This window comes from Paraburkholderia sp. RCC_158, from assembly GCF_041355255.1.
GTDB classification, from domain to species: domain Bacteria; phylum Pseudomonadota; class Gammaproteobacteria; order Burkholderiales; family Burkholderiaceae; genus Paraburkholderia; species Paraburkholderia graminis.
The window spans coordinates 128,471-153,024 of the sequence record NZ_JBFUPM010000004.1 but is presented as its reverse complement, the minus strand read 5'-3'; the positions used below and the strand labels follow the sequence as shown (position 1 = coordinate 153,024).

The window sequence follows — 24,554 nt, the reverse complement described above, 5'->3', positions numbered from 1 at the left end:
GCGCTATATTTCCGCCAACAACACATTCTTCCAAAGGGTGATCGATGAAGTCCGCTCGTTTTGTTCCGCTTCTTCTCGGGGTTATCGCGTTGGGCGCGTCGGGTGCAGCCATGGCCGGCGGCGTCAATATCGGTGTCAATATCGGCATTCCCGCGCCGGTCTACGTGGCGCCGGCTCCCGTTTATGCGCCGCCTCCGCCGCCTCCGCCGCCCGTGGTGTATCAGCCGGCGCCGGTGTATTACGGCGCGCCGGCCGTCGTGATCGGCTGGCATGGCGACCGCTACTGGGACGGCCGCCGCTACTGGGCGCGCGACGACTGGTATCGCCATCATCCGCCGGGCCGCTATGACTATCGCCGCGATCACTACGATCACGGCCGCGGCTGGCATTGAACGGCAGCCGCGAATCTTTAGCGTCTTTGGCGCCTTTAGCTTCAGCGACGAGACAAACCGAACCGCCCCAACGGGCGGTTTTTTTATGCCTTCGCGCGTCGGCGATGTGGCCAGCGAACCTACAGTTGGCGTGAGTTTATTCGGTAGAATTCCCTCACCACGCAATTGCCCACTGACCAAAGGCGCTTATGACAACTGGCTCGCGACGGGTTCCATCGCCTCGTGCGCTTCAATACGCTATCCAATACGTTATTCGACGTGTTACTTCGAGGCGCTCGCGTGTCAGTCCGGCCGTTGCATCGCGGTTATCGCGCAAAGCCTGCGTCGCGATAGGGTGTGGCGTGATCGCCGCGGCCGGTCTCTTCGCGGCGCCGCAGGCTCACGCGGTGTATGCAATCGCGCAGTACGGCGAGCCCAAGTATCCGGCCGGCTTCAAGCATTTTGGTTACGTCAACCCGGATGCGCCGAAGGGCGGCACGCTCGTGCTGGCCAATCCGAGCCGCCTGACCAGCTTCGATAAATTCAATCCGTTCACGCTGCGCGGCAATTCCGCGCCCGGCGTCGACCTGCTGTTCGAAAGCCTGACGACCGGTAGCAGCGACGAAGTGGCGTCCGCCTACGGGTTGCTCGCCGACGACATCAAGGTTGCACCGGACGGTCTGTCGGCCACCTTCCATATCAACCCGCGCGCGCGCTTTTCGAACGGCGATCCCGTTACCGCGGACGATGTCAAGTATTCGCTCGACACGCTCAAGAGTCCGCAAGCCGCGCCGCAGTTCATGTCGATCTTCGGTCAGATCGTGCGCGCGGTCGTCGTCGATCCGCAGACGGTGCGCTTCGAATTTCACCAGCGCAATCGCGAGTTGCCGTTGCTCGCGGGCGGCATGCCCGTGTTCTCGCGCAAGTGGGGGATGAAAGCCGACGGCAGCCATATTCCGTTCGATCAGCTCGCGTTCGAAAAGCCCATTGGCAGCGGTCCGTATCTGATCGAACGCTACGACAACGGGCGCACCATCGCCTATCGACGCAACCCCGATTACTGGGGCGCGGCGCTGCCGGTGCGCGTGGGCATGTACAACTTCGATCGCATCGTCTACAAGCTGTATTCCGATAGCGTCGCGCGGCTCGAAGCGTTCAAGGCGGGCGAATACGATGCACTCGTCGAGTATGTCGCGCGTAACTGGGTGCGGCGCGATGTCGGCAAGCGGTTCGACAGCGGCGAATTGATCAAGAAGGTGTTCCCGCAGCACAACGGCACGGGCATGCAGGGCTTCATGCTGAACACGCGGCGGCCGTTGTTCCAGGACGTGCGTGTGCGCAAGGCACTCGATCTCGCGCTCGATTTCCAATGGCTGAACCGGCAGTTGTTCTTCAATCAGTACAGCCGTATCGACAGTTTCTTTGCCAACACCGATCTGCAGGCAAAGGGACTGCCTTCGCCCGGTGAACTGGCGCTGCTCGAGCCGTGGCGCGCGAAGCTCGACCCTGCGGTTTTCGGGCCGCCGCCGAAGCAGCCCGACACCGATCCGCCGGGCTCTTTGCGCGCGAATCTGCTGCAAGCCCGCGCGTTGTTGCAAGAGGCCGGATGGACCTATCGCGACGGCGCGCTGCGCAACGCGAAAGGCGAGCCGTTCGAGTTCGAGATACTCGACGACTCCGGATCGGCTGGGCAAATGGAGCCGATCGTCGCGACCTTCATTCGGAACCTGAAAAAGCTCGGCATTACGGCAACGTTTCGCGTGGCGGACTTCGCGGTGTATCAGAAGCGCCTCGACGCGTTCGACTTCGATACCACGACGATTCGCATGCCCGACGTGCAGGTGCCAGGTTCCGAGCAGATCGAGCGCTTCGGCAGCAAGGCAGCGGATACCCACGGCTCGGACAACGTAATCGGCTTGAAGTCGCCGGCCGTCGATGCAATCCTGCGCGCGCTCGTGCAGGCGCAAACGCGCGAGCAACTGCTGGATGCGACGCATGCGCTCGATCGCGTGCTGATGCATGGCTATTATGTGGTGCCGCACTGGTACAGCGCGACGCATCGCGTGGCGTTCAAGCGCGGGCTGGCCTGGCCGTCGACGCTGCCCCTGTACTATGGCGCGGAAGGCTGGATCACGTCGACGTGGTGGTTCGCAGAGCCGCAAGCGGCGAGTCAGGCGAAGCCGCAGTAATCGACGGCATTGAACCCGCACGCTATCGTCATTCACACACCGCCCTCGCAACGGAACGCCCGCCATGTGGAGCTACATTCTCAAACGCCTGCTGCTGATGATTCCGACTTTGCTCGGCGTGCTGACGCTGACCTTCGTCGTGATCCAGTTCGTGCCGGGCGGTCCCGTCGAACAGATGCAGCATGAACTGCGCAAGGGCGCCGAGGGCGCGGCGCCGTTCGGCCTGCGCGCGCACAGCGGCGTGGACGCGCAGCAGATCGCGCAACTCAAGGCGCTCTACGGTTTCGACAAACCGCCGCTCGAGCGCTATGTGCTGATGCTCAAGCGCTTCTCCACGTTCGACCTCGGACAGAGCTATTTCCGCCATCAGAGCGTGTGGTCGCTGATCGTGTCCAAGTTGCCGGTGTCGATCAGCATCGGTTTATGGACGTTTTTTCTCACGTATCTGATTTCGGTGCCGCTCGGCATTTCGAAAGCGGTGCGCAACGGCTCGCGCTTCGACATCGCGACGAGTCTCGTCGTGCTGATCGGTTATGCGATCCCGGGCTTCGTGCTCGGCGTGCTGCTGCTCGTGCTGTTCGGCGGCGGCACGTTCCTGCAGCTTTTCCCGTTGCGCAATCTCACGTCGGATAACTGGGCGCAGTTGAGTGTCGTGGGCAAGGTGCTCGATTACCTGTGGCATATCGCGTTGCCGATCACGGCTTCGGTGGTCGGCAGTTTTGCCGTCGTCACGATGCTCACGAAGAATGCCTTTCTCGACGAGATCCGCAAGCAATACGTGCTGACCGCGCGCGCGAAAGGTCTCTCGGAGAAACGCGTGCTGTGGAAGCATGTGTTTCGCAACGCGATGCTGCCGCTGATCGTCGGTTTTCCCGCAGCGTTTATCGGCGCCTTTTTCACGGGCAGTTTGCTGATCGAGACGCTCTTTTCGCTCGATGGTCTCGGCTTGCTGTCGTATGAGTCGGTCGTGCGGCGCGACTATCCGGTCGTGCTCGGCACGCTCTATCTCTTCACGCTGATCGGTCTCGCGACGAAGCTCATTTCCGATCTTTGCTATGTGTGGGTCGATCCCCGCATCCAATTCGAACAACTGGAACGCTGATGAATCGAGCCCGCCTCTCAGCCGATGCAGCAGCGCGCGTCGAACCCGCGCGCGCGTTCGTCTCGCCTTCGCCCGCGCGCCGCATATGGCAGCGCTTTCGCCAACAGCGTCTTGGTTACTGGAGTCTGATCGTATTTGTCGTGGCGTTCGCTGCGAGCCTCGCGGGGCCGCTGTGGTCGAACGACAAACCTCTCGTGGTGCGCTACGACGGCCATCTGTATTTCCCGCTTTTCAACACCTACGCGGAAACGACCTTCGGCGGCGATTTCCCCGCGCCCGCGGATTATCTCGATCCTTATATCAAGCAGCGTTTTGACGCGCCGGGCAATTTCGCCGTGTATCCGCCGAATCATTACTACTACGACACGCTGAACTATTTTTCAAAAGCGCCCAACCCGGCGCCGCCTTCGCGTGAAAACTGGCTCGGTACCGACGATCGCGGCCGCGATCTGTTCGCCCGTCTGCTGTACGGCTTTCGCGTCTCGGTGGAATTCGGCCTCGTGCTGACTTTCATCGGCACGATACTCGGAATCGCGGCGGGCGCCGTGCAAGGTTATTTCGGAGGACGTACTGATATTGTCGGGCAGCGCCTGATCGAAATATGGAGCGCGATGCCGGAGCTTTATCTGCTGATCATTTTCTCGTCGATCTTCGAGCCCGGATTTATTCTGCTGATCGTGCTGCTCTCGTTGTTCGGCTGGATCGGCCTGTCCGACTATGTGCGCGCGGAGTTTTTGCGCAACCGTCAGCAGGACTACGTGCGCGCGGCGAAAGCGATGGGCCTGTCCAACTGGCAGATCATGTGGCGTCACGTGCTGCCCAACAGTCTGACGCCGGTGATTACGTTCCTGCCGTTTCGCATGAGCGGTTCGATTCTCGCGCTGACCAGTCTCGACTTTCTTGGCCTTGGCGTGCCTTCGCCGACGCCGAGCCTCGGCGAGCTGCTCGCGCAGGGCAAGGCGAACCTCGACGCGTGGTGGATTTCGTTGTCGACCTTCGGGGTGCTGGTCGCGATGCTGTTGCTGCTGACTTTCATGGGCGACGCGCTGCGCAACGCGCTCGACACCCGCATCTCAGATGCGATGCGCGCCGGAGGAAACCAGTGAGCATGCAACGGCAAACAAACGGGCAGCAGCACGACGGCGGCGAAGCGGGGAGCCATGCGCCGCTACTCGAACTGGATCACCTTCATGTGAGCTTCGGCGAAACGGTCGCCGTCGACGACGTCACGCTGACCATTCGCCGCGGTGAGCGCATCGCGCTGGTCGGCGAATCGGGTTCGGGCAAGAGCGTGACGGCGCTGTCGATCCTGCGTCTGTTGAGCGACGCGCAGGTGAGCGGCGCGATCCGTTTCGACGGCGAGGATCTGCTTGCCAAGAGCGAGCGCGAGATGCGCGGCCTGCGCGGCTCGGACATCGCGATGATCTTTCAGGAGCCGATGACGGCGCTCAACCCGCTCTACACGATCGGCGAGCAGATTGCGGAGACGATCGTCGTGCACGACGGCGTGCCGGCAGCGGAAGCCCGCAAGCGCGCGGTCGCGCTGCTTGGACGCACGGGCATTCCCGAGCCGGGCAAGCGCGTGAACAGCTACCCGCACGAGCTTTCCGGCGGACAACGGCAACGCGCGATGATCGCGATGGCGCTCGCGTGCCGTCCGCGTCTCTTGCTCGCCGACGAACCGACCACCGCGCTCGACGTGACGATTCGCGCGCAAATCGTCGACTTGCTGCTCGAACTGCAGCGCGACGAGGCCGAAAAGCGCGGCATGGCCGTGCTGCTGATCACGCACGACCTGAACCTCGTGCGCCACTTCGCACAGCGCATCGCGGTGATGGAAAACGGCGTGCTCGTCGAAAGCGGATCGGTGGAGCAGGTGTTCGAGTCGCCGCAGCATCCGTACACGCAGCGGCTGCTCGCGAGCCGGCCGCAGCGCACGGTCGTGCCGGTGCTGCCCATTTCGCCCGTGCTGCTGGAAGCGCGCGGCGTATCCGTCGATTTCAAAACGAAGTTGCCGGGCGTGGCCGGCTGGTTCCGCTCGGGGCGCTTTCGTGCGGTCGCCGACGCGACGATTGCCGTGCGGCAAGGCGAGACGCTCGGGATTGTCGGCGAATCGGGCTCGGGCAAGTCGACGCTCGCGATGGCGCTGCTCGGCCTGCAGCGCACCGCGCATGGCGACATCGAATTTCAGGGCAGGGCGCTCGGCAGCTACCGCGGCACGGAGCAGACGACGTTGCGCTCGAACATGCAGGTCGTGTTTCAGGACCCGTTCAGCTCGCTTTCGCCGCGTCAGACGATCGAACGCATTGTTGGGGAAGGGCTCGCGCTGCACCGGCCGCAGATGTCGCCGCAAGCGCGGCGCGACAAGGTGCTTGCCGTGCTGCGCGAGGTCGGGATCGACCGGACCGCGCTTTTCCGGTATCCGCACGAGTTTTCCGGCGGGCAGCGTCAGCGCATCGCGATTGCGCGGGCGCTCGTGGTCGAGCCGCGCATTCTGATCCTCGACGAACCGACCAGCGCGCTGGATGTTTCCATCCAGCAGCAAGTGCTGAAACTCCTCGCCGGACTGCAGCAGAAGTACAACCTCGGCTTCGTTTTCATCAGCCACGACCTGGCCGTGATCGGGGCGATGGCACACCGCGTGGCGGTCATGCAAAACGGTTCTATCGTCGAAAGTGGAGACGTTGAGAAGATCTTTGCGACGCCTTCGCACCCGTACACTCGAAAACTCCTGAAAGCCGCGTTGGACCGCTGATTTTTCACCCTTTCACCAATTGGGTGCGTGTCTCGATTGTATTTTTCTATTTGTTTTGACACGTGAATACTTACTGGCTAGTATCGACCAAACTTTTTTCCGTAGACCCCTGATTCTTTAGCAAAAAATACCGACCAATGCAGCACAGAAATCTGACCCAGGCTTGCACGCGCGCCGTCGCCGGGATGTTCATTGGCGTCTTGATCGCAGCAGCTCCCGGCGCTTTCGCCGACGAAGTAAGCAGTTTCAATCAGAATGCCTCCTTTTCGCCGACTAACCCGGCGAATTCCTCGTCTTCCTCCAGTTCGCAATCGCTCGCCGGCAACACCGACAGCGGCGCCAAATCGTTTCTTTCCGGCATGGCCGGCAAGGCGGGCGACGTGGTCGTCGGCGCGCTGAACATGATCGGCGTGCGCTACCGCTGGGGCGGCAACACGCCGGACTCCGGGCTCGATTGCAGCGGATTCGTGCGCTACGTGTTCCAGGACACGCTGGGCATGGCACTGCCGCGCCGCGCCGAGGAAATGAGCCGCGTCGGCGAAAAGGTTCGCGTGAGCGACCTGAAGCCGGGCGACCTGGTGTTCTTCAACACGATGCGCCGCACGTTCTCGCACGTCGGCATCTATATCGGCGACAACAAGTTCGTGCATTCGCCTTCCACGGGCAGCACGATCCGCGTCGACGACATGGATAGCGGCTACTGGGAAAAGCGCTTCACGGGCGCACGCCGGATCGAGACGTCGTATCAGGAAGGCGAAGATCTGCGCAAGCGCGTGAATGCGACGATCGGCGGAAACAACTGATTCCGGTTCGCCGGCGGTTGTTGTGCTGATCCAGCGAAAAAAGCCTGCTTCTTAAAGAAGCAGGCTTTTTTGCGTGTTGCCGCTAAGCCCTTAGGTCCTTCGCCACTAAGCCCTTAAGCCCTTAAGCCGCCACCCGGCTCGCGGCCAGCTTGCGCTGCAACTCCGGCATGATCTTCGCGACGGCTTCCTCGCCGGCGAGAATCGCTGCGTTGCGTTGCGAGAAGTCGCTGCCGCTCATGGCCGCCAGATTCGGCCGGATCACGATGTCGGCGTATTTGTCGAGTTCGTACGCCTTGATCGTCTGGCCCATGATCGTGAAGGTTTGCATCAGCACGTCGAACGAACTGGCCGTGAGGCCGCTTTCCGGGCGCTGCGAGATGTCGACCGCGATCACGAAGTCCGCGCCCATCTTGCGCGCGAACGAGGCCGGCACCGGACTCACAAGGCCGCCGTCCACATATTCATGTCCGCCGATTTTCACCGGCTCGAAGATCGACGGCACGCTGCACGACGCGCGCACCGCAACGCCGGTATTGCCGCGCTGAAAAAGAATCGGCTGGCCGGTTTTCAGGTCGGTGGCGACGACGCCAAGCGGCTTGACCATCTTCTCGATCGGCCGATTGTTGAGCGTGGTGTTCAGATAGTTCTGCAGCGCGATGCCTTGCAGAAAGCCACGCGTGCGAAACGGCATGGCCCAGTCGCTGATCGACGCTTCGTCCATGGTGAGCGCGAGCTTGTTGAGCGCAAAGCCGTTCATGCCGGACGCGTAGAGCGCGCCGACCACCGACCCGGCGCTCGTGCCGGCCACCAGATCCACCTGAATGTTGCGCGCCTCGAGCGCCTTGATCACGCCGATGTGCGCGAAGCCGCGCGCCGCGCCGCCGCCCAGCGCGAGCGCGACGCGCAGCGGCCGCTGCGGCTTGTCGAGCGGCGGCGCGTTCGTGGTGGGCGTGGCGGCGTTCGACGACACGCCGTCGATTTTGCTGCCGGCCGTGGTGCAGGCGGCGAGCACCGCTGAAGCGGCCGCGAGCGAAAAATGGCGGCGGCCGTAACGAGGCGACGAAGGTTTCAACGAGTTCTCCAGCAACGGCGTAAGCGGCGAAATGGGCGCCGCCAACTGCCGCGATCAGGCAAGGGTCAGGGACAAACCGGGGACAACACCGAAGACAGCGCCAGGGACAAAGTCCACGCGGCCGCAAACAAAGCGCCTCCAGCGCGCTGACGGGTCCGCGCCCCAGCGCGCGCACATCATAAAGCAAAGCGGCGCGCTCGCGGCGGCGCGTAATGAAACGTTGCATGGACGCTTCCCTGGCGCCTCGCCAGGCCATTCGGACGAGGGCGGCCGGGCCGTCCGTGAAAGGTATAATTCGGCTCTTGCTTTGATTCCTTCGTGTCCGCGCGGCAGCCGTTGTGCCGTCCGGGCGCGCTTCGCTGCCGCGCCTGACGGGCGATGTCTGTCCGAGGCCGGCGCCCGTCTTCGAGTAACCGCTAATGACCACCTCCGTTCGCACCCGCTTTGCACCGAGTCCCACCGGCTTCATTCACCTCGGCAACATCCGCTCCGCGCTTTATCCGTGGGCGTTCGCGCGCAAGATGAAAGGGACCTTCGTGCTGCGGATCGAGGACACCGACGTCGAGCGGTCCACGACTGAATCCGTCGACGCCATTCTGGAAGGCATGGAATGGCTCGGCCTCGATTTCGACGAAGGCCCGTTCTACCAGATGCAGCGCATGGACCGTTACCGCGAAGTGCTCGCGCAGATGCAGAGCGCCGGGCTCGTGTACCCGTGCTACATGTCGACGGAAGAACTCGACGCGCTGCGCGAGCGTCAACGCGAAGCCGGCGAAAAGCCGCGTTATGACGGCACATGGCGTCCCGAGCCGGGCAAAGTGCTGCCCGAGCCGCCGGCGGGCGTGCAGCCCGTGCTGCGCTTCCGTAATCCGCTGACCGGCGTGGTCGCCTGGGACGATGCGGTGAAAGGGCGCATCGAGATCTCGAACGAGGAACTCGACGACCTCGTGATCGCGCGGCCGGACGGCACGCCGACCTACAACTTCTGCGTGGTGGTGGACGACCTGGACATGCGCATCACGCACGTCATTCGCGGCGACGACCACGTGAACAATACGCCGCGGCAGATCAACATTCTGCGCGCGCTCGGCGCCGAGCCGCCCGTCTACGCCCATTTGCCGACCGTGCTCAACGAGCAGGGCGAAAAGATGAGCAAGCGTCACGGCGCAATGAGCGTGATGGGTTATCGCGACGCCGGCTATCTGCCGGAAGCGGTGGTGAACTATCTCGCGCGCCTTGGCTGGTCGCATGGCGACGCCGAGATTTTCTCGCGCGAGCAGTTCGTCGAATGGTTCGATCTCGAGCATCTGGGCAAGTCGCCGGCGCAGTACGACCACGACAAACTCAACTGGCTCAACGCGCACTACATCAAGGAAGCGGATGACGCGCGCCTCGCCGGCCTCGCGCGTCCATTCCTCGCCGACCTGGGTATCGACGAAGCGACGATTGCGCAAGGCGCGGATCTGACCGCGGTGGTTGGCTTGCTGAAAGATCGCGCGTCCACGGTCAAGGAGATCGCCGAGAACGCGGCGATGTTCTATCGCACGCCGGCGCCGGATGCCGAAGCCCTCGCGCAGCACGTGACCGATGCGGTGCGCCCGGCGCTCGGCGAACTGGCCGCCGCGCTGAAAACGGTCGAGTGGACCAAGGAAGCCATCGCCGCCGCGCTCAAGGCAACGCTTTCCGCGCACAAGCTGAAGATGCCGCAACTGGCGATGCCGGTTCGTCTGCTGGTGGCGGGCACGACACATACGCCGTCGATCGATACGGTGCTGATGCTGTTCGGCCGCGAGGTTGTCGTGAGCCGTATCGAGAAGGCGCTGGCTTAAGACGCGGAAGGGCGCAAGCGCATTCGTCCGTGCATTGAGATGGTTTGCGTGCGAGTTCGGAAAAAAGTCGCACGCAGTTGCTCAAAGGGTATTTACAAAGCGCAAAACGGCCTCTAGAATCTCGTTTCTGTTCTGCAAGGGGGGTATAGCTCAGCTGGGAGAGCGCTTGCATGGCATGCAAGAGGTCAGCGGTTCGATCCCGCTTACCTCCACCATCAGAGCAGAGTGAAGTCGTTCCGAAGTCTGGAGCTTGTAGCAAAAAAGACTTCACAAGCCGCTGTATCGTAGTTAAAATAGCGGTCTTCGCAGTTGACGAAACGAACATCTGACCAGTAACCGCGGTTAGTATCAGTTGATTCGAGTCAGCAGCGAGTTAAAGACAGAGTCTGAAACGATTATGTCCCCTTCGTCTAGAGGCCTAGGACATCACCCTTTCACGGTGAGTACAGGGGTTCGAATCCCCTAGGGGACGCCAAACATCAGCGTCGCTTTAGCAGTAAAGCAGCGCAGCTTGCAGAGACATAACCGACGCTCGCAAGCTAGGGTGTAAAGACTGGAGTGGTAGTTCAGTCGGTTAGAATACCGGCCTGTCACGCCGGGGGTCGCGGGTTCGAGTCCCGTCCACTCCGCCAGACAAAGCCCGTTCATGCAAACTTGAACGGGCTTTTTCATTAAAGGTGTAAGCAGTACGTTGTCCCCTTCGTCTAGAGGCCTAGGACATCACCCTTTCACGGTGAGTACAGGGGTTCGAATCCCCTAGGGGACGCCAGAACATCGGCGTCGTTCGGTAAGAAGTTGAACGGTGCGGTTGGCGAGCGAGCAAAGCCTTGCTTCTCACTTGCCGGTCAGTTGTAAAAATCTGGAGCGGTAGTTCAGTTGGTTAGAATACCGGCCTGTCACGCCGGGGGTCGCGGGTTCGAGTCCCGTCCGCTCCGCCAGATTTTGAAAAGCCCACTTCGAAAGAAGTGGGCTTTTTTTATTGCGCCGCCTTTCCGCCTGGCTATGCTCGGGACAAACAGCCATTGCCAGCGCGCGCGGCCTGTTTTACCGTTTATCCGACTTCTCTTCGTCGTGCCGCCATGTTCGATCCAACCGAAGCTCCGTCACCGTTCCATCTGCGCAAAGCCAGCATGGACGACTTCGAGTTCGCCGAGGCGCTGACTCACGGCAACATGGGCGGCTACTATCAGCGGCATCATCTCGTCTGGCGCGGCGATCTTTTTCTCGGCAGTTGGCGCGAGTCCGAAAACTTCATCCTCGAAATGGACGGCAAGCCGATCGGCGTGCTGCGCATCACGCAGGAGGGCGATTCGCTGCATATTCGCGACGTGCAGATCGCCGAGGGCTACCGGCGGCTCGGCGCCGGCACCTACCTGCTCGACATGTCGCACCAATGGGCGCGCGAACGTGGACTACGCGAGCTGGAGCTGCGCGTGTTCGTCGACAATCCCGCCGCACGTCTCTATCAGCGCAAGGGCTACAAGCTCGCGGGGCCGCGCCTCGCGCAACTCGGCGCGATTCGTCATCTGGCGCGGCGGGTTTGAGTTCGCCGAGCGGCGCCTAGCGGCGCTTAGCGGCGGTCCGCGCCCGGCGCGATCGGATCGGCGCCGGTCGGCAAAGTCTGTTCAAGAGAAATTTCGTCTTGATCGGCGTCGTCAGCGCTTTCGCCATTTTCCAGCCGATGTTCCGAGCCGCGTTCGATAAACGCGCGCGGACTTTCACCAAAGGCACGGCGAAACATCGCGGAAAAAGCGCTCTGGCTTTGATAGCCCAACTCTTGTGCGACGTGCGACAGCGGCCGTCCCTGGCTCAGCAGCGGAATCGCGCGCGCCAGAATCGCCTGCTGGCGCCATTGCGAAAAGCTCACGCCGAGTTCCTGCCGAAAAAGCCGCGCGATGGTGCGCGTGCTCGCGCCCACGCTCGCTGCCCATTGTTCGAGCGATTCACCGGGCGTCGGGTCGGCGATCACCGCTTCGCAGAGCGCGCGCAGGCGCTTTTCGTTGGGCATCGGCACCGAAAGGGGCAGCGGCTGGGAACGCGTCAGCTCGTCGAGCGCGAGTGCGCCAAGCAGGCGCTCGCGCGCGGGCGAGAGGCCGGGCGTATCCAGCGCGGCAATGACTTCGCGCAGCAGATTCGACACTTCCACGACACGGGGCGCGTCGAGCCCCGCGGGCACCGTGCTTTCGGTGATGTACAACGTGCGTAGAAACGCGTCTTCGACGGCCACCACTTCGTGCGTCACATGCGGCGGCACCCAGATGGCGCGCGAGGGCGGCACCATCCACGTCGTGCCGGTTGTGGCGACGCGCAACACGCCGCGCGACGCATACGCGACCTGCGCCCACGCATGCTGGTGACGCGCGAAGTGCGAACCCATCGGCATGGGACGCGAGCGCACGCGAATCGGGTGCGCTTCGTTCGGCTGAAATTCTGGCGGCGTGTCGGTCAGGCTGACGAAGCTCGAGCGGTCCGAGCCGGCGTACGGAGTCATGGGCAAAGGTCGATCCATAAAACGAAACGCCACTGAACGAAGCGCGATCGCGGGCGGGCGGTTTCCTATTGTAGAGCGTGCGCGCTTTGCGACGTTGCATAATGGCCAGTCTGACCGACCACATACTCGAGGAGCACGAACGACGATGCAAACCGTCTTTGTCTACGGCACGCTGCGAGCGGGCGAAGTAAACGACATCCGCGAAGCTGCGGCGCGCAACGAGATCGCCGAGCCGACGCTGCTCGGCACGGCCACGGTTCGCGGCCATCTGTTCGACTTCGGCTCGTATCCGGGCCTGGTGGTCGACGATCAGGGTGTGGACGTGATCGGCGATGTCTACGAAATCGACGATGAACTCGTCGCCGTACTCGACGAAATCGAGGCCGTGTATCCCGGCGTCGAAGATCGCTTTCTGGCTCGCGACGTGATGGTGAAAGTGGACGGCAACGTGGTGAACTGCCGCTTCTATCCGGTCGCGCCGAACACGGTGAAGGGACTGCCGGAAATCAAATCCGGCGATTGGGTCAAGTATCGCGCAACGCGCTGATAGATAGCCCGCAAAAGCGCCGGCACGCCGCAAAAAAACAGCCCGCGAGACAGCAAGCCTCGCGGGCCGTAAGGCCGGTCATTCTTTGCGCCCTTGCTCAGATTTCCTCGTAGAGCGGCAGCGTCAGGAAGTCCGTGAACTGCTCCGACGTCGACATCTGCTCGAAGATCTGCGCCGCGCGCTCGTACGGCTTCGTATCGCCGCCGACAGCCTGCTTCACCTTGTCGAGTTCCTGCACGGCGAGTTCGCGCACCAGCTCGGCAGTCACCTTGCGGCCGTCGTCGAGCGTGCCCTTCGGCGAGCGAATCCACTGCCACACTTGCGAGCGCGAGATCTCGGCGGTCGCGGCATCTTCCATCAGGTTATGAATCGGCACGCAGCCGTTGCCCGCGAGCCATGAGCCCAGGTAGTGAATGCCGACGTTGATGTTGTTGCGCAGACCCGCTTCGGTGATCGGCGCTTCCGGGCGGAAGTCCGTCAGATCCGTCGCGGTCACGAGCACGTCGTCGCGTTGCTTGCCGATCTGGTTCGGCTTGTCGCCGAGCACCTTCACGAACTCTTCCATCGCGATCGGCACGAGGCCAGGATGCGCGACCCAGCCGCCGTCGTAGCCGTCGCCGGCATCGCGCGCCTTGTCCGAGCGCACGCCGGCCATGGCCTTGTCGTTCGCGGCCGGATCGTTCTTGATCGGAATCAGCGCGCTCATTCCGCCGATAGCCGGCGCATTGCGGCGATGGCAAGTCTTCAGCAGCAACAGCGCATAGGCGCGCATGAAGGGCGACGTCATCGTGATCTGCGAGCGGTCCGCGAGGCAGAAGTCGCGGTCGGACTTGAACTTCTTGATCGCGGAAAAGATGTAGTCCCAGCGGCCGGCGTTCAGGCCCGAGCTATGTTCGCGCAGCTCGTACAGGATCTCGTCCATTTCGAACGCGGCGAGAATGGTTTCGATCAGCACCGTCGCGCGAATCGTGCCGCGCGGCACGCCGACCGCTTCCTGCGCGGCGACGAAGATGTCGTTCCACAGACGCGCTTCGAGATGGCTCTCCATCTTCGGCAGATAGAAGTAGGGGCCCGAGCCGCGCGCGACCAGTTCCTTCGCGTTGTGCACCATGAAGAGCGCGAAATCGAAGATGCCGCCGGACACGCGCTTGCCGTCCACCTTCACGTGCTTTTCGTCGAGATGCCAGCCGCGCGGACGCACGATCAGCGTGGCGACCTTGTCGTTCAGCCTGTAGCTCTTGCCGTTCTGCTCAAGCGAAATCGTGCGGCGCACCGCGTCCTTCAGGTTGATATGGCCGGTGATCTGGTTCTCCCAGCTCGGCGCATTCGAATCCTCGAAGTCGGTCATGTACGAATCCGCGCCCGAGTTCAGCGCGTTGATGATCATCTTGCGCTCGACCGGCCCGGTGATTTCCACGCGGCGGCATTGCAGGTCGCGCGGCAGCGGCGCGATGGTCCAGTCGCCTTCGCGCACGCTCTTCGTCTCTGCGAGGAAGTCGGGGCGCTCGCCGGCGTCGAGGCGCTTGGTCCGTTCGGCGCGTGCCTGCAGCAACTGCTGACGGCGCGGCTCGAACGTGCGATGCAGCGCGGCGACGAGCTCCAGCGCCTTGCGCGTGAGAATCGCTTCATAGCCGGGCTTGATTTCGCCGGTGATTTCCATGCCTTGCGGCAGGTCTAACGATGACAGCGATGGCAGCGAATTCGCCATGTTTTCTCCTTGGTCGGTCAGATTGCGAAGATGCAAAGTTGAGGTGCGGTTGTAATCGTTTGAGTGGGCTTGATGAGTCGGCTAAGGGAGGCGCGGCTATGCGCCCCCGCTGCTGCGCGGACGGCGCGTGCGGCTCGCGGCGGTGGCGCGTCCTGGGCGCGGCGCATCGCCGGCAGATGCGAGCGTGTTCACGAAAGCCAGCAGATCGTTCATGCCCGCGCCCGTGCCGTGCGGCGTCACGCCCAGTTCCTCGAGCGGCGCGTTCTGGCGGTTGAGCCAGAACGTCGTGAAGCCGAACCACGTCGCGCCCGCCACGTCCCAGCCGTTCGACGAAACGAAGACGATGTCGCGCGGCTCCACACCGAAAGCCTGGGTGCCGAGCGCATACGCGACCGGCGCGGGTTTGTAGGCGCGCACGGCGTCGACGGAAAGCACCTGGTCGAACAGGCCGCTCATGCCCGCGCTTTTCACGGCGACGTCGAGCATTTGCGGATTGCCGTTGGAGAGAATCGCGAGGCCGGGGCGCGCGCTAGTCGCCGCTGACGACGAAACCCCATCGCGCAACAGACGCAGCGCCGGCACCGCATCGGGAAACGCCGACAGACACGCGTATTCGTCCATCAGACGTTTTTCCGCGGTACGGCCGAGCGTGAGCTGAAGTTTTTTCGCGGAAAAGCGCAGAGCGTCGAGCGTGATGTCCCACAACGGCCGATAGTGCGCGGCGCCTTCGCCGGCATCGGCAAGCGTGCGCAACTGCGTGTATTCGATCTGTTTCTGGCGCCACAACTGGGAAAGCGCGTCGCCGCGCCCGGGGAAGATCTGCTCCGCCGCGGCGACCACCGAGTGCACGTCGAACAGCGTGCCGTAGGCGTCGAAAATGATGGCTTTTGGGGAGAGTGTCGTTGTGGCCGACATTGCCGTGCGCTCCTGTCAGAGGTCGGGACAGATTGTATTAGCGGTACTGCGCGCTAAAAAAGAGGCTAAAGATCACTTGATCTTTTACTTTCATCCACCTAATCTGGCGCGCACCGGCCAACTTTGCCGCCCGAGCGGCGCTTCTTCCATGGACCGTTTCAAGCAGATCGAGACTTTCGTCACCGTCGCGGCCAAAGGCAGCCTGTCCGCCGCGGCGCTTGCCGAAGGCGTGGCGCCGGCGATCATCGGCCGCCGTATCGACGCGCTCGAAGAGCGCCTCGGCGTCAAGCTGCTGGTGCGCACGACCCGCAAGATCACGCTGACCTTCGAAGGCTCGGCGTTTCTCGAGGACTGTCAGCGCATCATTCACGACATGCAGAATGCCGAGGCGAGCGTGTCGGCGGGCGGCGTGAAGGCGAGCGGGCATTTGCGCGTTTCCGCCCCGGCCGGCTTCGGACGCCGGCACGTCGCGCCGCTGGTGCCGGCGTTCACCGTCGCGCATCCCGATGTGTCGATCACGCTCGATCTGTCGGACCGGCTCGTCGATCTGGTCAACGAAGGTTTCGATTGCGCGGTGCGGCTCGGCGAATTGCCTGATTCGTCGCTCGTGTCGCTCAAGTTGGGCGAAAACCGGCGCGTGTGCGTGGCGTCGCCCGCGTATCTGAGCCGGCGCGGCGCGCCGCACAGCCTCGCGGATCTCGCGCAGCACAACTGTCTCGCGCTCGGCGCGAGCGCCAATCAGCAGCGCGGCTGGATGTTCCAGCACGACGGCAAGGTGGTGTCGATCAAGGTATCGGGCACGATGGAATGCTCGGACGGCGCGGTGCTGCACGAGTGGTGCCTCGAAGGCCACGGCCTCGCGTGGCGCTCGTGGTGGGAAGTCGGCGCGGACATCGCGGCGGGCCGGCTCGTCAGCGTGCTCGACGAGTTCGCCGCGCCGCCCATCGGCATTCATGCGGTGTTTCCGCAGCGCCGCCATTTGCCGCTGCGCGTGCGGCTCTTCCTGGATTTTCTCAAGCATACGTATGGCCTTCCAGACTACTGGGGATGACGCCGCGCAACGGGTTTTCGATATTCGGACAGACCCGCAATAAGACCTGGGCGCCGGTTTCTGCGGCCTACAATCGGTTTTAAGGCGTGGATGAAAAGCGCCGCGGGGATTGCGCTTAAACCCGACCCGCAACCGCAGCAGCAACCCAACCGGGCACGCAAACGGAGGGCACATGTTCAGGCACATTCTCGTCCCGACCGACGGTTCGGACCTCTCGCGCAAAGCGATCGCCGGCGCCATCGATCTCGCACAGGCGGTCGGCGCGCGCATTACCGCGTACGCGTGCCTGCCGCAATATCCGTACGCGCCGTTCTCCGAGATCGCCGTCGAACCGCCGTCGGAGTTTCTCAACCGCAGCGAGCGCGAAGCGCAAGAGCATCTGCGCGAAGTCGAATTTGCGGCGAGCCGCGTCGGCGTGGTCGTCGATCGACGCACGAGCGTACATCCCGCGCCGTATCTCGGGATCATCGAAGCCGCGGAGCGCGGTGGCTGCGATGTGATCTTCATGGCGTCGCACGGACGGCGCGGTCTCGGCAGTCTGCTGATCGGCAGCGAAACGCAGCGCGTGCTCACGCACACGAAAATTCCAGTGCTGGTGTATCGCTGAAATTCGCGGATACCGGCGCTTATCGTCGTCGCTATCGCCGTCGTTACCGCCGTCGTGATCGCTGATAGTGGAGAACGCGCCGGCGCCTGGGCCGGCGCGTCGTCCATTCGCCGCACAATCCGGTGATGCCTGGCTGTGCTGGCTTTATGCAGCCCCCGCCTTACCGTCAACTCCCTCCGGCGCTGCGCACAAGAACCGCCGATGCGCCGCTGAAGCTCCTCCCTGCCGACGGCGGCCAGCCGGCGCAACCGCTGCGCCGCCCGTCCGCTGTCTATCTGCCTTTCATTTTTGCGATCAGGTCGCGAGACCGTTACGCGACTTTCTTGTCGAAGAACTGCTCGTCTTCCGTCGAGCCGTGCAGCGCGGTCGTCGATGCTTCGCGCTCGACCGTCTGCGTGACCGCGTCGAAATAGCCGGTGCCCACTTCGCGCTGATGCTTGACGGCGGTGAAGCCCTTTTCCGCTGCCGCGAATTCGGCCTGCTGCATCTCGACGAACGCCGTCATCTGATTGCGCGCGTAGCCGTGCGCGAGGTTGAACATCGAGTAGTTCAGCGCGTGGAAGCCGGCCAGCGTGATGAACTGGAACTTGTAGCCCATTGCGCCGAGTTCGCGCTGGAACTTGGCGATGGTCGCGTCGTCCAGATTCTTCTTCCAGTTGAACGACGGCGAGCAGTTGTACGACAGCAGTTGATCCGGGTACTCCTTGTGGATCGCGTCGGCGAATTTCTTCGCGAACTCGAGGTCCGGCTTGCCGGTCTCGCACCAGATCATGTCGGCGTAGGGCGCGTAGGCGAGGCCGCGCGAGATCGCCTGTTCGAGACCCGGCTTCGTGCGATAGAAACCTTCGACGGTGCGCTCCCCGGTCAGGAACGGCTTGTCGTTTTCGTCGACGTCGGATGTGATCAGGTCGGCGGCTTCCGCATCGGTGCGGGCGAGCAGCACGGTCGGCACGCCGGAGACATCGGCGGCGAGACGCGCGGCGGTCAGCTTGGCGATGTTTTCGCGCGTCGGTACGAGCACCTTGCCGCCCATGTGACCGCATTTCTTCACCGAGGCGAGCTGGTCTTCGAAGTGCACGCCCGCGGCGCCGGCTTCGATCATCGCCTTCATCAGTTCGAACGCGTTCAGCACGCCGCCGAAACCGGCTTCGGCGTCCGCGACGATCGGCGCGAAGTAGTCGATATAGCCTTCGTCGCCCGGATTCTTGCCTTCCGACCACTGGATCTGATCGGCGCGCGTCAGCGTGTTATTGATGCGCTTGACGACGAGCGGCACCGAATTCGCCGGGTACAGCGACTGGTCCGGGTACATTTCGCCGGCCACGTTCGCGTCGCCCGCGACCTGCCAGCCCGACAGATAGATCGCCTTCAGCCCTGCCTTGACCTGCTGCATCGCCTGATTGCCGGTCAACGCGCCGAGCGAGTTGACGAACGGCTCGGTGTTCACGCTATGCCAGAGCTTTTCGGCGCCGCGCTTCGCGAGCGTGTGCTCGACCGGCACCGAGCCGCGCAGGCGGATCACGTCTTCGGCGGTATAGCTGCGCTTCACGCCTTTCCAGCGCGGATCGGTTTCCCATTGCTGTTGAAGTTGGCGGGCTTGTTCTTCGCGCGTCGTCATGATTTTCTCCTTGGTTGCCTAATGAACAGATGGTGGACTCTGTCTTCGTCGAAGCGGGCCGGCCGGCGCTCAGCGCCTAAGCGTTTCGTTTCGTGAAGTCTTATATAAGAGTCTAGGCAAATCGACAGACGCGCAATAGCGGGGCGGGCGCGATTTTCCAATAAATCTTTATTCGAATAATCAGTAGGTTATCTTCGACGTTCCGCATTAAGAAACGTTATTTTCCCTGCTGCAATGCCCGTCGTTGTGCCGTGCAGCACGATTTTTTACGACGCAAAAAATTTTTCCACATCGTGAAATTTGGGCGGCGATGCGTCGCAGGCGAAAAAAAACCGGTGCCTGGGCACCGGTTTTTCTGTCGACCAGCCGACGATGAAGCGCTGTCGGGGTCATTCAACCCATTGCTACGCAGAGCGTAGCGCTGCGTACGTTAGCTGCCGCGACGCGCGGTACGCGGACCGTCGCTGCGGCGTGCGCCGTAGCCGCCGTCACGCGAGCCGCCGTAGCCTTCGCGCGAACCGCTGCCTGCCGGCTTGCCGGCCCAACCGCTGCCATTGCCGCTGCCGCTGCGCGAGCTGCCTGCGCTGCCGGCCGGCTTGCCCGAGCCGCTGCCGAAGCGACGGCCGCCGCTATTGCCGCCGCCCGGACGGCCGCGGCCGCCAAAGCCAGGACGGCCGTTACCCGACGGAGCCGACTTGCGCGGCTCGAAGCCTACGACGACGTTCACCGGCAGCGGCGTGCGCACGAAGCGCTCGATGCGCTTGAGCGCGCCCTGTTCGGCGTGATGCACGAGGCTCACCGCGATGCCCGAGCGACCGGCGCGGCCAGTACGGCCGATACGGTGCACGTAGTCTTCGGCGAACTTCGGCAAGTCGTAGTTGAACACGTGCGTGATGCCCGGAATGTCGATGCCGCGAGCGGCGACGTCCGTTGCCACCAGCACGCGCACGCGACGCTCGCGCAATGCCTTGATCGTGCGGTTACGCGCGCCTTGCGGCAGGTCACCGTGCAGTGCGGCCGATTCGAAACCGGCGTCGGCGAGACGTCCGGCCAGTTGATCGGCGTCCATCTTGGTTGCCGTGAAGACGATGGCCTGATCGAGGCCTTCGTCACGCAGCAGATGGTCGAGCAGACGGTCCTTGTGATCGCGGTCGTCCACGTAATGGACGGTTTGCGCGATGTTCGTGCGTTGTTCCAGGCGCTGAACGATCTCGATACGCTCCGGATCCTTCAGCAGACGGCCCGTCAGCGAACCGATCTTGCCGTCGAGCGTGGCCGAGAACAGCATCGTTTGACGCGTAGCCGGCGTAGCGGCGACGATCGTTTCGATGTCTTCGATGAAGCCCATGTCCAGCATGCGGTCAGCTTCGTCGAGCACGAGAATCTGCAGTTGCGACAGGTCGATACGGCCGCGTTCCAGGTGGTCGATCAGACGACCCGGCGTGGCAACCAGGATTTCCGGGTTCTTTGCCAGCAGCATCAATTGCTGACCATAAGCGACGCCGCCGAGAATGCTGACGGTGCGCAGGCGCTTGAGGTGCTTGCCGTACGTGGCGGCGGCGGTGGTGACCTGCATCGCGAGTTCGCGGGTCGGCGTCAGAACCAGCATGGTCGGACGTGCAACCGGTTGCGGACGGCGCGTGTTGCGGGCGCCGTCGGCCGGACGCGGCTCGCGCGGCTGGCTGGCTTGCGCCTTTTGCAATTGCGAGAAACGCTCGATGGCGGGCAGCATGAACGCGGCGGTCTTGCCCGAACCGGTCGGGCTCGAGACCATCAGGTCGCGGCCGGCGATGGCGGCGGGCACTGCGCGTTGCTGAACCGGCGTCGGGTTCTGATAGCCAGCGGCGGTCAGCGCGGAGACGACATCCGCGGACAGGCCGAGCGACGCGAACGACGGGCCGGCGGGGGCGGCGGCTTCAGCGGCGACGGCAGGCGCGGCAGCGGCAACAGCGGGTGCTGCAGCTTGCGCGGGTGCGTCGGCGAAACCGAGGGCCTGGTCGGCGATGGCGTTCAACGGGCTGCTGGGGGTATTGCTCGAAGTCATGAGAATCCTTAAAACACAGGGAATTAAAACGTCGGCGCCAATCGGCATACCCAAGTCGTCGGATTCAGCGAGCAAAGAAGCAGCGAGCAAATCGAAAAACGGGGGCAACTCGCACCAATGGAGGGCGAGTTTTTCGTTAGAAGCTGTATCGGATGCGACACGCCAACATTGGCTTGCCGCCAGCCTGGGACATGATCGCCCGTAGGGGGCTAGGCAGGAGGGGACAGGTTCTAAACTGGATTGGAGCTAAACGCTACGAGGCGCTGCGCCGCAAAGGCCGCTTGAGAAAGCCGGGCAAAGCAGTGAAGCGCAGGCAGCATTGTATAGGTATTTGTTGCACTGCGCCACTGTTAGGATATTTCCTAGCGCGAAACTTGCGGCGCGGGCCGGCGCTGCGGCGCGTTGGGGCGCGTGTTTCGGCCGCTTTATGGCTGCGCTTATGGCCGAATTTCCAGCCGGATTCCCGCCCGCACGCGTGTCAGGCCGAGGCGCCGCTCTTCAGCGATTCCACGAGTTCCACGTATTGCTGCTTGGCTGCGTCCTGCGCGGTGCCCTTGAGCGCGGCCCACGCGTCGTACTTGTATTTGCCGACGATGTCGGTAAAGCCCGGCTTGTCGCCCTGCACGTCGCCTTCGCTCGCCTGCTTGAAGAGCGCATAGAGGCGCAGCAGCGTGAGGTTGCCCGGGCGTTCGGGCAGTTGCTTGACGTCTTCCTGGGCCTGGGTGAACTGCGTGTCGAGGTTCGTCATCTTGATGCGCTCCGGCGCGGTGATCGGGTGGCCGACGATCATAGCAATTGCATGCCGCGGCGTGGCCGAGGGCTTATTCCAAACGCCGGCGATCGCTGATCGGCAAACCGGCACCCGGATGCGGGCCCAAACCGCATCCGGGTGCGCCGTGCCGATTACAATACCGTCCATGACTCAGACCGTGCTTCTTGCCCTCGATACCTCCACCGAATTCTGCTCGGTCGCGCTGTTGTCCGCCGCCGTCGACGCCGCCGGCAACGCGCAAACCGGGCCGCGCGCGTGGGTCCGCCACGAGCAGACCGGCGCCGTCTCCAGCACGCGGCTTCTGCCCGCGATCCGCGAACTTTTCGACGAAGCCGGCCTGACGCTCGCCGACTGCAACGCGATCGCATTCGGCTCCGGCCCCGGCTCTTTCACCGGACTTCGCACCGCGACGGGCGTCGCACAGGGACTCGCGTTCGGCCTCGATCTGCCGGTCGTGCCGATCAGCACGTTGCTCGTCTGCGCGGAAAGCGCCCGGCGCCGCGATCCGGCCGCGACGCGCGTGCTGGCCGCGCTCGACGCCCGCATGGACGAGATTTACTGGGCCGATTACGCGTGGGACGAAGCACAAGGCGAGTGGCGCGTCTTGCAGCAAGCGTCGCTCGACACGCCTCAGCAGCTTGTCGTGCCCGCCGAGCCGTTCACGCTCGCGGGCAACGCCGCCGCGGCTTTCGGCGCGCGTCTGCCGGCCGCGTCCGCCGCCCGAACCGTCGATCACGACGCGCTGCCGCATGCGTTGCCGCTCGCCTACGCCGCGCTGCGGGCGTTCCACGCGGGACGCACGGTGCCCGCCGACCAGGCCGCGCCCGAGTACGTGCGCAACAAGGTCGCGCAGACCACGGCGGAGCGCATCGCCGAAAAAGCCGCGAAAGCGGAGCAGGCGGCGGCGCTCGCGGAGCGCCCGAACGGTGCGGAGGACACCCCATTGCGCGAGGGCCGGCCATGAGCGGCGTGCTGCTGGCGGATCGCTACATGTCCCCGATGACCGAAGGCGATCTGGACGAAGTGGCTGCCATCGAAAAGCTCGCCTATGAATTTCCGTGGAGCCGCGGTAACTTCGGCGACTCGCTGCGCAACGGCTATTTCGGCATCTGTCTGCGGCATGTCACCGGCACGTTGATTGGCTATTGCGTGCTGATGCCCGTCGTCGACGAAATGCATTTGCTCAATCTGTGCGTCGCGCCCGATGCGCAAGGCGCGGGCGCCGGGCTCACGCTGCTGCGCGAAGCGGTGCGCATCACGCGCGCCGAAAAGCTCGACGGACTGCTGCTCGAAGTGCGGCCGTCGAACCATCGCGCGATCCGGCTTTACGAGCGTTTCGGCTTTACGTCGATTGGCCGGCGCAAAAACTATTATCCGGCGCGGCATCGCAGCCGGGAGGACGCCATCGTGATGCGTTTATCGTTTGTCAGGGAGGGCGCGGATGGCGCTGCATGAATCGGTATTGGAAGAATTCGGACTCGCGCCGCGCTGGGTGCGTCGCGGTATGGGCGCGGTGCAGGAAGCGGCTGCCGGGCTGAGCGACGAGCAGCAGGGCACGCGGACCGACGATGCGGTCCACGCGCGAACCTCGGTTGAAGCGGGATCGCGTACTGACGGCGTTCAGACGCCACGAGCGGCAGCGCTGCCGCGTGAGCGGTCGCAGAGCGGGGAGCCGGCCGGGCGCGCCGCCGAGTCCGCGCGCTTCGCCGGGAGCGCGCAGCAGGGCGCGGAGCTTGGCGGCCTTGGTGCGCCGCCTGCGTCGCAAGCGCGGCAGCAGCAACGCGTGCAACCGGCAGCCGACGGCAGCGATCCGCGAACGGCGCAACCGTTGGGCACGCCTGAGCCGGAGCGCCGGCCTTCCATCGCCGCAAGCGATGAGCCGGCCGTGGCGCAGCCGCCGCGCACATCGGAGCCGTCTTCTTTCGACGCCCCGCCCGACGACGGCTTCGCGTGGTTCGACGATTTGCCGCTACATCCGCCGGGAGACGCCGAGGCCGACGCCGCCGTGCCGGCGCTGCCCGCAATCGACACGCTCGACTGGGACGCACTGAGCGAGCGCGTCTCGACCTGCGAGCGCTGTCGGCTGTGCGAGAAACGCACGAAGACCGTATTCGGCGTCGGCGATCGGAACGCGGACTGGATGCTGATCGGCGAAGCGCCAGGCGAAAACGAGGACCGCGTGGGCGAACCGTTCGTCGGCCAGGCCGGCAAGCTGCTCGACAACATGCTGCGTTCGCTGACGCTCGCGCGCGACAGCAACGTCTATATCGCGAACGTCATCAAGTGCCGCCCGCCTGGCAACCGCAATCCCGAGCCCGACGAAGTCGCGCGCTGCGAGCCGTATCTGCAACGCCAGGTCGCGCTCGTCAAGCCGAAGCTGATCGTCGCGCTCGGCCGCTTCGCCGCGCAAAGCCTGCTCAAGACGGATGCGAGCATTTCGTCGCTGCGCGGCCGCGTCCACGAATACGAGGGCGTGCCGGTGATCGTCACGTATCACCCGGCCTATCTGCTGCGCAGCCTGCCTGACAAAGCGAAAGCGTGGGCCGATCTGTGCCTCGCGCGCGATACGTGGCGCGAGGCGGGCGGCGCGCCGTCGAATGCGGCGAGCCAGTGACGGTCGACCCATCGTCGGCGCCCCGGCCTGACGCGGCCCGGCCTGACGCGGCCCGACCTGACGCGG

At 63.7% G+C, this 24,554-nt stretch carries 21 protein-coding genes and 5 tRNA genes; 19 read left to right on the top strand and 7 right to left on the bottom strand.

Going from position 1 to position 24,554, the window contains the following annotated elements:
• Positions 1 to 44: 44 nt before the first annotated feature.
• The 6 genes from AB6809_RS10135 (at position 45) to AB6809_RS10110 (ending at position 7,220) form a co-directional block, all read left to right on the top strand.
• Positions 45 to 392, top strand: coding sequence for a hypothetical protein (locus tag AB6809_RS10135; RefSeq protein WP_006053088.1), 348 nt, complete (start codon positions 45 to 47; stop codon positions 390 to 392).
• 341 nt (positions 393 to 733) lie between these two features.
• Entirely contained in the window at positions 734 to 2,560 is a 1,827-nt protein-coding gene (locus AB6809_RS10130; RefSeq protein WP_371026532.1) for an extracellular solute-binding protein, read from the top strand.
• A gap of 64 nt (positions 2,561 to 2,624) precedes the next feature.
• Positions 2,625 to 3,662, top strand: a complete 1,038-nt coding sequence (locus AB6809_RS10125) for a microcin C ABC transporter permease YejB (RefSeq protein ID WP_053858284.1) — start codon at positions 2,625 to 2,627, stop codon at positions 3,660 to 3,662.
• Positions 3,662 to 4,768 carry an ABC transporter permease gene (locus AB6809_RS10120; RefSeq protein ID WP_006053091.1) on the top strand — a complete coding sequence of 369 codons (1,107 nt, stop codon included), beginning with the start codon at positions 3,662 to 3,664 and terminating at the stop codon, positions 4,766 to 4,768. The genes AB6809_RS10125 and AB6809_RS10120 overlap by 1 nt, the downstream gene beginning before the upstream one ends.
• Before the next feature lie 2 nt (positions 4,769 to 4,770).
• On the top strand, positions 4,771 to 6,417 hold the full coding sequence (locus AB6809_RS10115) for an ABC transporter ATP-binding protein (protein WP_371026531.1): 1,647 nt from the start codon (positions 4,771 to 4,773) through the stop codon (positions 6,415 to 6,417).
• Positions 6,418 to 6,554: 137 nt separating this feature from the next.
• Complete coding sequence (locus AB6809_RS10110; protein WP_107706669.1) at positions 6,555 to 7,220, top strand: C40 family peptidase; 666 nt, start codon at positions 6,555 to 6,557, stop codon at positions 7,218 to 7,220.
• Positions 7,221 to 7,341: 121 nt separating this feature from the next.
• Here the strand turns inward: AB6809_RS10110 and AB6809_RS10105 are convergent, their stop codons facing one another.
• On the bottom strand, positions 7,342 to 8,292 hold the full coding sequence (locus AB6809_RS10105) for a patatin-like phospholipase family protein (RefSeq protein ID WP_006053094.1): 951 nt from the start codon (positions 8,290 to 8,292) through the stop codon (positions 7,342 to 7,344).
• 419 nt (positions 8,293 to 8,711) lie between these two features.
• On the opposite strand from AB6809_RS10105, the gene gltX reads away from it, so the two are divergent.
• The 7 genes from gltX (at position 8,712) to AB6809_RS10070 (ending at position 11,665) form a co-directional block, all read left to right on the top strand.
• Positions 8,712 to 10,121: a glutamate--tRNA ligase gene (gene gltX / locus AB6809_RS10100; protein WP_371026530.1), complete on the top strand. Its 1,410-nt coding sequence runs from the start codon at positions 8,712 to 8,714 to the stop codon at positions 10,119 to 10,121.
• 139 nt (positions 10,122 to 10,260) lie between these two features.
• Positions 10,261 to 10,336: transfer RNA gene (locus tag AB6809_RS10095), tRNA-Ala, on the top strand.
• A 184-nt stretch (positions 10,337 to 10,520) separates the two neighbouring features.
• Positions 10,521 to 10,596, top strand: a tRNA-Glu gene (locus tag AB6809_RS10090).
• 80 nt (positions 10,597 to 10,676) lie between these two features.
• Positions 10,677 to 10,753, top strand: a tRNA-Asp gene (locus AB6809_RS10085).
• 61 nt (positions 10,754 to 10,814) lie between these two features.
• Positions 10,815 to 10,890: transfer RNA gene (locus tag AB6809_RS10080), tRNA-Glu, on the top strand.
• Positions 10,891 to 10,982: 92 nt separating this feature from the next.
• A tRNA-Asp gene (locus tag AB6809_RS10075) sits at positions 10,983 to 11,059 on the top strand.
• A 141-nt stretch (positions 11,060 to 11,200) separates the two neighbouring features.
• A complete protein-coding gene (locus AB6809_RS10070; RefSeq protein WP_371026529.1) occupies positions 11,201 to 11,665 on the top strand; it encodes a GNAT family N-acetyltransferase in 465 nt (154 codons plus the stop codon).
• 26 nt (positions 11,666 to 11,691) lie between these two features.
• Here the strand turns inward: AB6809_RS10070 and AB6809_RS10065 are convergent, their stop codons facing one another.
• Entirely contained in the window at positions 11,692 to 12,612 is a 921-nt protein-coding gene (locus AB6809_RS10065; RefSeq protein ID WP_371026528.1) for a helix-turn-helix domain-containing protein, read from the bottom strand.
• A gap of 145 nt (positions 12,613 to 12,757) precedes the next feature.
• Here AB6809_RS10065 and AB6809_RS10060 point away from each other — a divergent pair, with 145 nt between their 5' ends.
• Positions 12,758 to 13,159, top strand: a complete 402-nt coding sequence (locus tag AB6809_RS10060) for a gamma-glutamylcyclotransferase (protein WP_006052985.1) — start codon at positions 12,758 to 12,760, stop codon at positions 13,157 to 13,159.
• Between the two features lie 97 nt (positions 13,160 to 13,256).
• Here AB6809_RS10060 and aceB read toward each other — a convergent pair whose 3' ends face one another.
• Together aceB and AB6809_RS10050 are read right to left on the bottom strand one after the other, a co-directional pair.
• Entirely contained in the window at positions 13,257 to 14,867 is a 1,611-nt protein-coding gene (aceB, locus tag AB6809_RS10055; RefSeq protein ID WP_371026527.1) for a malate synthase A, read from the bottom strand.
• Positions 14,868 to 14,963: 96 nt separating this feature from the next.
• Complete coding sequence (locus tag AB6809_RS10050; RefSeq protein ID WP_371026526.1) at positions 14,964 to 15,782, bottom strand: haloacid dehalogenase type II; 819 nt, start codon at positions 15,780 to 15,782, stop codon at positions 14,964 to 14,966.
• Positions 15,783 to 15,930: 148 nt separating this feature from the next.
• Between AB6809_RS10050 and AB6809_RS10045 the strand changes: the two genes are divergently transcribed.
• Both AB6809_RS10045 and AB6809_RS10040 read left to right on the top strand, forming a co-directional pair.
• Positions 15,931 to 16,833, top strand: coding sequence for a LysR family transcriptional regulator (locus tag AB6809_RS10045; protein WP_029970826.1), 903 nt, complete (start codon positions 15,931 to 15,933; stop codon positions 16,831 to 16,833).
• 172 nt (positions 16,834 to 17,005) lie between these two features.
• The gene (locus tag AB6809_RS10040; protein ID WP_006052989.1) at positions 17,006 to 17,440 is read left to right on the top strand and encodes a universal stress protein; all 435 of its coding nucleotides are present in this window, start codon (positions 17,006 to 17,008) and stop codon (positions 17,438 to 17,440) included.
• 310 nt (positions 17,441 to 17,750) lie between these two features.
• Here the strand turns inward: AB6809_RS10040 and aceA are convergent, their stop codons facing one another.
• From aceA to AB6809_RS10025, 3 genes are all read right to left on the bottom strand, one after another.
• Positions 17,751 to 19,058: an isocitrate lyase gene (gene aceA / locus AB6809_RS10035; RefSeq protein WP_371026525.1), complete on the bottom strand. Its 1,308-nt coding sequence runs from the start codon at positions 19,056 to 19,058 to the stop codon at positions 17,751 to 17,753.
• A 430-nt stretch (positions 19,059 to 19,488) separates the two neighbouring features.
• Positions 19,489 to 21,102, bottom strand: a complete 1,614-nt coding sequence (locus AB6809_RS10030; protein WP_006052991.1) for a DEAD/DEAH box helicase — start codon at positions 21,100 to 21,102, stop codon at positions 19,489 to 19,491.
• A 478-nt stretch (positions 21,103 to 21,580) separates the two neighbouring features.
• Positions 21,581 to 21,850, bottom strand: coding sequence for an acyl-CoA-binding protein (locus tag AB6809_RS10025; protein ID WP_006052992.1), 270 nt, complete (start codon positions 21,848 to 21,850; stop codon positions 21,581 to 21,583).
• Positions 21,851 to 22,019: 169 nt separating this feature from the next.
• Here AB6809_RS10025 and tsaB point away from each other — a divergent pair, with 169 nt between their 5' ends.
• Genes tsaB through AB6809_RS10010 form a run of 3 tightly spaced genes read left to right on the top strand, consistent with a single transcriptional unit; the run spans position 22,020 to position 24,488 of the window.
• The gene (gene tsaB / locus AB6809_RS10020) at positions 22,020 to 22,838 is read left to right on the top strand and encodes a tRNA (adenosine(37)-N6)-threonylcarbamoyltransferase complex dimerization subunit type 1 TsaB (protein WP_371026524.1); all 819 of its coding nucleotides are present in this window, start codon (positions 22,020 to 22,022) and stop codon (positions 22,836 to 22,838) included.
• A complete protein-coding gene (rimI, locus tag AB6809_RS10015; RefSeq protein ID WP_006052994.1) occupies positions 22,835 to 23,329 on the top strand; it encodes a ribosomal protein S18-alanine N-acetyltransferase in 495 nt (164 codons plus the stop codon). The genes tsaB and rimI overlap by 4 nt, the downstream gene beginning before the upstream one ends.
• A complete protein-coding gene (locus AB6809_RS10010; RefSeq protein WP_371026523.1) occupies positions 23,316 to 24,488 on the top strand; it encodes a uracil-DNA glycosylase family protein in 1,173 nt (390 codons plus the stop codon). Before rimI ends, AB6809_RS10010 begins: the two co-directional genes overlap by 14 nt.
• The last annotated feature ends 66 nt before the right edge of the window (positions 24,489 to 24,554 follow it).